At 46.2% G+C, this 3,187-nt stretch carries 2 protein-coding genes, 1 other RNA gene and 1 pseudogene; 2 read left to right on the plus strand and 2 right to left on the minus strand.

Going from position 1 to position 3,187, the window contains the following annotated elements; all coding sequences use genetic code 11:
* Window positions 1–328, minus strand: a pseudogene (locus KDK16_RS01225) (sodium-dependent transporter); the annotation flags it as partial.
* 482 nt (window positions 329–810) lie between these two features.
* On the opposite strand from KDK16_RS01225, the gene smpB reads away from it, so the two are divergent.
* On the plus strand, window positions 811–1,290 hold the full coding sequence (gene smpB, locus KDK16_RS01230; RefSeq protein ID WP_257253827.1) for an SsrA-binding protein SmpB: 480 nt from the start codon (window positions 811–813) through the stop codon (window positions 1,288–1,290).
* 93 nt (window positions 1,291–1,383) lie between these two features.
* Window positions 1,384–1,748: a transfer-messenger RNA gene (ssrA, locus tag KDK16_RS01235) on the plus strand.
* A 226-nt stretch (window positions 1,749–1,974) separates the two neighbouring features.
* On the opposite strand, the gene KDK16_RS01240 is transcribed toward ssrA, so the two are convergent.
* The coding region (locus KDK16_RS01240) for a hypothetical protein (RefSeq protein WP_257274317.1) at window positions 1,975–3,187 on the minus strand (1,213 nt) is incomplete at its 5' end.

The raw sequence follows: 3,187 nt of genomic DNA on the forward strand, positions 1-3,187 counted from the left end.
GAATAATGAAACCGGTGGCCATACCCATCCAGCCAATCACTTCCCAGCCACGGAACACTCCTGCATCACTGGTCAATTTACGGATAGCATTCAGTGGGCTAAGGCGAGCCGAACGACCAATGGCCGTTTCAGCCATCAACAACGGTATACCTACCAGCGCGATACACAGCAGATAAACCAATACGAAGGCGCCACCACCGTATTGGCCAGCAATGTACGGGAATTTCCAGATATTACCCAGACCAATGGCAGATCCGGCGGCAGCCAGCATAAATGTCCAACGGTTGTTCCAGGTTTTGCGCGCGGTTGTCGGGTTTTGTCCTGACATGAGACTCCTCAATGATGTACAGCAAAATTCTTATCGAGTGAAACCTTCATGCAGAGTGCTGCAAAGATACTTCGAACAACACTGCATTTTATTGCAAGCCGCCCGGGCTATTCAGTCTCGAATCAGACAATCAGGAAAAGGAGCTCAAACGACAACCAGCTTGAAGAAGAGAGTAGAGTCATTATTACAGCCAGGGGCACAAATAACAGCCCACTCAACACCGAATAAAGCAGCTACCATAAAGCTTTCACTGGAGCATGAGGGCGACGCTGAGCATTGTATCGGTTTCATTTCTCACCTCAACCACTTTTTCCTACAATCACCACAAAAAAAGAAATATCCCCCAAAATAATTTACAACCCAGAACATTTAACCTAAAGAAAAGAAGCCCTGAACAAATACGAAAAACCGTCAGGAGCCTGAATGAGTAACTGTCATAAGCAACGACTGGTTTTATACGCTATCCACGTTATAATCCGCGCATGGCTAAAAGATCGAAAAAAAGCGGTAAAGGCGACTCTTCCATTGTCGTCAACAAAAAAGCCCGTCATGACTACCACATTGATGAGTCATTTGAAGCAGGGCTTTCACTGGCAGGCTGGGAAGTCAAGAGCCTTCGCATGGGTAAAGTGCAACTGGTTGACAGCTACGTTCTACTCAAAGATGGCGAAGCCTGGTTGATTGGTGCCCAGATAACACCACTGGATACAGCATCCACCCATGTGATGGCTGATCCTCTGCGCGACCGGAAACTGCTGTTGCACAGAAGAGAGTTAGCCAAGCTGTTCTCGGAGACTCAACAGAAAGGTCATACTTGTATCGCTACCAAGCTGTACTGGAAAGGTCATCTGGTCAAATGCCAGGTAGCCCTTGCCCGTGGTAAGAAAGAGTTCGACAAGCGTGCTGCCACTAAAGAGCGCGAATGGAATATCGAAAAGCAGCGGGTTATGCACCGAGGCTAACTACATGACAGATGTCTTTTTATAAGCATCCCGGGTATAAATAACAGGTTGACTTCTATGCCACTTTTTGAATAATTAGCCTCAGGTTTCTCTGGGGGCGATCTGGATTCGACGACGGTTACGAAACCTTAGGTGCATGTCGAGAATGTAGTGATTCTCGTAAATCAAAACACTACAACCTTTTAGTTGCTAACGAAGACAACTTCCAAGGAGCTATGGCAGCTTAATACCTGCCTCCTCCCGGTCACTCCGACTTGCCTGTTGGCTGGAAATGACCGCTATTGAAAACAGGATCGCCTTGATGTCTGCCTGGGGCTGACAGGTTAAACTTTTCAGGATCGCGCAGTGTCACCCTGACCGTTGGGTCGTTCTGCGTTAGCCTAAAAACGGAATCTAAACATGTAGAGCCGAAGGCGGAGAATCGGCGGACGCGGGTTCAATTCCCGCCGCCTCCACCAGCTTGCAAACAGCCCTGATGAGCCCTCAGAAGCCATCAGGGCTTTTTATTAACCCTCAATTCTAATAGCAGAATTTCATGGCAATGGTTTTTCTCACTTGCCTTCAAACCAGTGATCTTGACGATGCAAGACAGAGTCAACCCATACTCCCGAAGGATTCTACTTTGGCGTAGCTGTGTAGTGTTTCGTATCGGTCCGATTTTCTGCAAGCCCTGTCCTCACTGTTCTATTTTTCCTGCCCGGGGCGATTCATATCCAGCAAATCAATATTCATTTTCATCCACAGCAGAGTAGCGGCCAGATTAACATTGTTACGACAGGTTCCATCATTGACGGTTAACAGGCCCCGAGTCTCGTCGATTATCTGATTCACCTCCTTTTGGCATTCTTCAGGAAAATTTTCCAACAACCGTTCCAGGTTTTGCTGCCCTTGAGTCAGATGTGCAAACCTCGAAGGAAACTGGCACAACTGATGCAACTTAACCAAATCTGACTCCAGCCCTGATTTCTGCCAGGTTCCGAGAGACATAAGAATTAAGAAGTCCAGGTCATACGTATCAAAGGCAGACTTGTCCAGTGTTTCGGCATAGTTCGTGCGCTCACCATTGATGACCAATTGCCCGGGTTGTTCAGACCCCTCCAGGTACATTATTTGCGAATAAAAGCTCAACATATTGTCTTTGGTAAGAGGTTCTTCATCCGCATAATAACCGTTTTCGGACAACACAGGGGACTCCAACAATGTTTCCAGATCGTGCAACGCAAATGACTCACAGCCAAAACCACCGGCTTGTCGAGGAGGCAGAAAGAAAAACTGGGAATCAGTAAAACCGTGATACTTTATCGCCAGTATTAACGCCAAACCGACAAAATGCGGCAGGGGTGAATAAGTTTTGTCTGCATGGTACTGCTTAAAAACAGTTAAACTATCAGCAAAAAAAACCTGAAAATGCCCCCTGCTATTTCTCCTGATAGAAACAACACTAACGTGACCTGTTTTAACCTGAAAAATATAGTTTTTTGGTTTTTGTGCTGCCATTAATGGCAACTGGGTTACAAATAACGAAACCAACTGGTGAAGACACTGTGGAAAACCAAGATAAGCATGCATGAGCCTTATAATCTCCGGGCTGGCAGCATCCAGAACCCTGTCAAGCAGCTCGTATTTGGGCAGCCCTTCAGGTAACTCAAGGTCAGGAAGTACTGCTTTGGCAAATGATCTGATATAAATTTCTGGCACTCTCTTAAACTCGGGATACTCAAGTAAAATATGCGTCATTTCACCTGTTTCCAGCTTTTCGGGAAAATAAAGCTCAAGTAGTTTCAGAACCCCTTTCCAACGGTATTCCGAGTTCTCCAGGGAGCCCTTTTCTTCTAAAATACCGGGATTCTGCTCATACAACTCTCGCAATTCTGCCTTAAAATCATCAATATTTTTT

The organism is Endozoicomonas sp. SESOKO4 (assembly GCF_024606275.1).